This is a genomic window from Candidatus Jordarchaeum sp., assembly GCF_052745115.1.
Genome location: NZ_JBRAKS010000277.1, coordinates 1 through 5,261, shown reverse-complemented (window position 1 = coordinate 5,261; position 5,261 = coordinate 1). Strand labels below are relative to the sequence as shown.

The 5,261-nt window shown below is 37.6% G+C and carries 5 protein-coding genes, 1 tRNA gene and 1 pseudogene; 4 read left to right on the top strand and 3 right to left on the bottom strand.

All coding sequences use genetic code 11. The annotated features are described in order from the left end of the window. Positions 1-189 precede the first annotated feature (189 nt). Complete coding sequence (locus ACUVXA_RS15860; RefSeq protein ID WP_445872257.1) at positions 190-618, top strand: archease; 429 nt, start codon at positions 190-192, stop codon at positions 616-618. A gap of 40 nt (positions 619-658) precedes the next feature. Here the strand turns inward: ACUVXA_RS15860 and ACUVXA_RS15855 are convergent. After that, a tRNA-Ser gene (locus tag ACUVXA_RS15855) sits at positions 659-809 on the bottom strand. A 137-nt stretch (positions 810-946) separates the two neighbouring features. Next, complete coding sequence (locus ACUVXA_RS15850; protein WP_445872256.1) at positions 947-1,765, bottom strand: carbon-nitrogen hydrolase family protein; 819 nt, start codon at positions 1,763-1,765, stop codon at positions 947-949. Positions 1,766-1,845: 80 nt separating this feature from the next. Here ACUVXA_RS15850 and ACUVXA_RS15845 point away from each other — a divergent pair. After that, positions 1,846-2,730: pseudogene (locus ACUVXA_RS15845) on the top strand (NAD+ synthase). 27 nt (positions 2,731-2,757) lie between these two features. Then, positions 2,758-3,000, top strand: coding sequence for a transcription elongation factor 1 family protein (locus tag ACUVXA_RS15840; protein ID WP_445872255.1), 243 nt, complete (start codon positions 2,758-2,760; stop codon positions 2,998-3,000). Positions 3,001-3,043: 43 nt separating this feature from the next. Here the strand turns inward: ACUVXA_RS15840 and ACUVXA_RS15835 are convergent, their stop codons facing one another. Continuing rightward, the gene (locus tag ACUVXA_RS15835; RefSeq protein WP_445872254.1) at positions 3,044-3,952 is read right to left on the bottom strand and encodes a DUF92 domain-containing protein; all 909 of its coding nucleotides are present in this window, start codon (positions 3,950-3,952) and stop codon (positions 3,044-3,046) included. Between the two features lie 338 nt (positions 3,953-4,290). On the opposite strand from ACUVXA_RS15835, the gene ACUVXA_RS15830 reads away from it, so the two are divergent. Then, complete coding sequence (locus ACUVXA_RS15830; RefSeq protein ID WP_445872253.1) at positions 4,291-4,983, top strand: glycosyltransferase family 2 protein; 693 nt, start codon at positions 4,291-4,293, stop codon at positions 4,981-4,983. The last annotated feature ends 278 nt before the right edge of the window (positions 4,984-5,261 follow it).

Here is a 5,261-nt window from a genome sequence, read left to right as displayed (position 1 = left end):
CAGAACTCAAAAATGTTCTCTCCTTTATAAACAAAACCAAATAAACCTAAGAAATGCTGGTCCCTAACAACCTACGCGAAAGATTCAAAAACTGGATTGAAATCATCTTAGAACGATTACTTTTAATAAATCGTTTCATTTCAAAATTAATAGCTGCAGTATAAAATTATGAATTGGAAGGAGTATAATATGGGTGGTTATCGTTTCCTTGAACACACTGCGGACATTAAAGTAAAAGCTTATGGCGAAACAGTTAACGAAGCCTTCCAAGAAGCAGCCCGAGCACTCTCTGAAGCGATGACCGACACTTCAAAAATAAGTCCAATTATTAAACGAAAAATAGAAATTGAAGCAGAAGACCTAGAAGCTCTACTTTATATATGGTTAGAGGAATTCATTTATTTATTTGACTCCAAAGGAATGATTTTCTCAGATTTTAAGGTTGAAAACATAAAACAAACAGAAGAAGGATTAAAACTAAAAGGAGAAGCACTCGGCGAAGAATTCGACATTGAAAAGCACCCACAAAGAACCGGAATAAAAGCCGTAACATACCACGAAATGAAAATCAAACAATCACCAAAAAAAACAACTCTAGAATTTGTTCTAGATATCTAATTTTTTCTATTAATTTGAAATCTAAAACACACAAAAAGAATGGCGCCGGGGACGAGATTTGAACTCGTGCATCTCAAAAGAGATACTGGCTTTTATGGCTTAGGCTCTCAAGGCTTACGCTTGAAGGAGTTTTCCCATTCAATCAGCGCCGTAATGTGGAGTTATAGAATTGTCCACTTGGCTACCCCGGCTACATATATCTGTTTTAGTGAGGGTTGAATATATTTATTTCTAAATTTTTCTATTTTTCTATAATTCGAAAGTACATATTCGAATATAAGAGGAAGGAGTGTAAAAATGATTAGTCATATAATTGTTTTTTGGTTGGTTATTTTTTGCTCAGCTGGAAGAGTTCTTCGTATAGTTCGGGTCTGAGGTCTCGTAGTACTGGTGCTGCTATCCTTGATGATTTTAAATCCGAGTAATCGATTGTCCCTGTTATTAGGTCTTCTTCGTCGTATTTTGCTTTTGCTATGATTGTGCCGTCTGGAGCTACTATTCGGCTTCCGCCCCAAAAAACTAGTCCATCTTCAACTCCGACCAGATTCACATATGCCAAAAAAACAGTGTTTTCCATTGCTCTAGAGGATATGAATGTTTCAAAGTATCCTCTGCGAGTACCGGGGGAGGCAGATATGCACACTATTAATTGTGACCCCATAACTGTTAATAAGCGAGCAACTTCTGGAAAGAATATATCGTAGCAGATCATTAATCCGATTTTTCCGATTTCGGTTTCTAATACCTGCGTTTGATATCCTGTTCTGAAGTATCTTTTTTCTTCAAAGACTAGATGTGTGGGAAGGTATTTTTTCCGGTACTTTCCAATGTATCCTTTGGGTCCCACCATTACTGAGGTGTTATACAAGATCCCTTCTTCAGCTTCTTCTACCATTCCGAAGATTACGTGGGTATTATTTTTTTTAGCGCTTTCCTCTATTTTTTTAATCGATGCTCCAGGGATATTTTCTGCTAGCGAGTAGTACTGGTTTCTTAGTGAGTAGCCTGTGAGTATTAGTTCGGGGAAAATTATTAGTTGTGCTTCTTTCCTTGCGGCTTCGGCTATTAATTTGTCCATCTTTTTTAGGTTTTTTTCTTTGTCTCCAAGTTTTGGGGCCATTTGTGCTAGAGCTAACTTTATTTTCATGGGTTCTCCTCCAACAATTTAATATATTTTTGGAATTATAGTAGCTTGGTACATATTTATGTTTATACAAATTATATGTTATGGAGGTCTATCCGGTGAAACTCTCAGCAGAAGTGCTTAATATTGATCCTGATTTTGTTGAGAAGCGTATTCTTAAATTTATTCGCGCCCGGGTTACTGATGCAGGTTTTTCAGGGGTCGTAATAGGGCTAAGTGGCGGTATTGACTCGTCAGTTACTGCAACTCTTTGCGTTAAGGCATTAGGTTCGGATAAAGTATTGGGTCTTATGTTGCCTGAGAAGGATAGTAATCCTAATGATGCCAAAGACGCTATTAAGTTAGCAGAGCAGTCTAAAATTTCCTATGAAGTAGTGGATATAACTTCAATTATTGATGCTTGTCTTAACACCTATCCTAAGGGTGTGGAGGATTCTCCTATAGTGGTTGGAAATGTGAAGGCACGGTTGCGTATGGTGACACTTTACTACTATGCAAATAAGTTACGCCGCTTGGTTGTTGGTTCGAGTAATAAGAGTGAAATATTAGTCGGATACAGTTAATGGATGATGACCATAACTGCCGAAAACTTTACTAAGTTTGGTGACGGTGGTTCCGATATCTTACCGATAGGTGACCTCTATAAGACTCAGGTTCGTCACTTGGCAAGACACCTAGGGATTCCAAAGGAAATTATTCAAAAAACTCCCACCGCAGGACTTTGGAAAGATCAGACAGACGAAGCCGAAATTGGTGTTCCCTATAATGTTTTGGATTTGATACTCTATGGTTTAGAACACTGGATGAGTGAGTCTGAAATCGCCGAGGAACTCAACATAGCATTTGAAAAAGTGCATAAAATAGTTGAAATGTGGAGGAAGAGTGAACACAAAAGAAAGTTCCCAGTTATTTTTAAGCTGTCTCATAGGACGCCGAGCTTAGACTGGAGGGTCTCACTCAATTATTGAATAAAATAATAAAAAAGGGGTGAATGAATGGGGCGTAGAAGGAGAAGGAAGGTTCAAAAAAGGCCTGAAAAACGCATACCCACCATTTTTACTTGCCCCAATTGTGGAGAGGAAAGTGTAAAAGTAGAAATTAATAAAAATGAGGGATATGCAGTGGTGGGCTGCGGGGCGTGTGGATTAAATAAAAAGGTTAAAGTCACTAAGCTTACAGAACCTGTAGACGCTTATAGTAGATTTGTAGATTCATTCTATGAAGAGGAAGCTGCGTAAAAATAAAAAAATGGAAAAATAGGGGTCCTTTATTATAAGGCTTCTAAAATAGTAAGAGGTAGATTGCAAAAGCGCTTATGGCGCCTATTGCTGTTGCAACAAAATTAACGATATTGTTATCGATAGCCTTGTGTCCTCTCAGTTGGGCTGTTACCTCTCCGCAGTGAATGTCATGCTCCGTGATTTTACCACAAACAGGGCATTTGTAGAGCGCTTGTACGGTGGCACCTATTATACTGTCTGCGGTACTTCCAATAAACCCCGCACCTACTGCTATTATTATCAGCTTTGCTCCAATTGGTAACCCGAAGTTTAACATGTCTAACCAATGAAACAAACCTATTCCGATAAGATTAAAGTGCTGTAAAAGGAAAGCAGCACCACCGGTAATTAAGCCACCCATGATTATTGCGAGTTCTCCTAGAGGGGAAACTCCACCTGAGGTGCCGGGGGCGACTTTTTTAGATAGATTTGTTATCAATCTAGGAGGGCGGGGATTTAGTAAGCCTACTTCGGTTGCTAGCGTGTCTGCAGCAGCTGTGGCTACCACCCCGATGAAACCGGCAAAGAAGATATCGAAGTAGCCCATTGGAATAAAAAATAGGCATACCCCTTCCATTACTGCGAGAAATGCCGCAAGGCCTCCATTGGCGATGACATTGGTCCATGCCCTAGCGCCACCTTTCTCCTGAGCTACGCCCATTCTTCTTTTTCTTTCGTATTTGAACTTCGTGAATACAGCGGAAACTAAGAAGAATGTTAATATAACTACAAACCAAGACCAGTGACCAAATATCCATATCGCTAAACCCACAATAGCAGCCGCTAAGCACCCCGAAAAATTGACTACATGCAATTTAATTGAAATTGCCCCCAATCCGCTACATACTGCAACACCGATTAAAAGATATATTATATTTGTGGTTCCTGTATTGAATAATGATTCGAACATTTATGCACGCACCTTCCATTAGTCTAACATTGAAGCATTTGTAATAATAATCATGAAATTTGCTTTCGGATACGTGAAAGTTTATTGTTTTGCACATCTTGTTTTGTTTTTCAAATAAAAAGTTTTCCCAAGTTTAGTACTTTTAATCGTGTTTTGTCGAAATATAAATATTTTTTCATAATTAGTCGAACAAAATTGTAATAGAAGATTTAAAAATATGTGTAGTTAACTCAGAAAATATACGTATCCATGTTAATATTAAACAGTAATTTCAAAAGAGTAAAATTTTATAACAAATTTATGCATAAAAACTAGAAAACAGGAAGCGATGAAAATAAATGGCGAAAGTACTTTGCGTATCTCCAGCATATAACGAAGAAAAAACAGTTTTTAAAATAGTAAAAGGCGCCTTAAAGTACACAAATGGAGTAATAGTGGTTGATGATGGGAGTACAGATAGTACACACAAAGAGGCTGAAAAAGCGGGGGCCACAGTTATTAGACATAACAAAAATCGGGGAAAAGGAGTCGCATTAAAAACCGGTTTTAAATCAGCTTTAGAGATGGATGCAGAAACAGTAATCGTATTGGATGCGGATGGCCAACATAACCCAGAAGAAATACCCAAACTCCTTAAAACAATGAATTATAAAAATTCGGATATAATAATAGGATCGCGATTCCTAGGCGATATAAAAGGCATGCCTCGAATTCGAATTTTAAGCAATACATTAACTACGATGGTTTTGCGCTTATTTTTTGGCTTGCCAATTACCGACAGCCAAAGTGGTTTTAGAGCATATAAGAGAAGAGTTTTGGAGAAAGTTGAATTTTCTGCTCCTCGCTTTTCTGCCGAGACAGAGATTCTCATTGATGCAAAAAGGAAAGGCTTCAAAATATTAGAAACTAGAGTTCAAACGGTATATGGCGAAGAAAAATCAAAAATGCGAAATTTTGAAGACACAATTCGTTGGATTTGGGGCATTGATAAGCAACTAATTAAAACTATTAGAAATAAACTTTCAACATGAAGACAAATATAGTTTCGCGAATTCTCTTTAAATGTATGTATTTAGCTCAAATTTCAGATATCCCATATAATTGCTGGAAAATCGAAAAGAAGCTTAATGCTTCCTTCTTTTGCTTTCCGCACGAGACCTGAAAGAAAAGCGAATGGAAACCTCCGTTTGGCAAAAAGGAGAATAACAATCCTTTTTCAATTTACCGAGATAAATACACACCTTTAAATTAATTTTATATTTGCTATGAAAAAGCTTTTCGCTTCAGTCCGAGAGGGGGCTGACCAGAT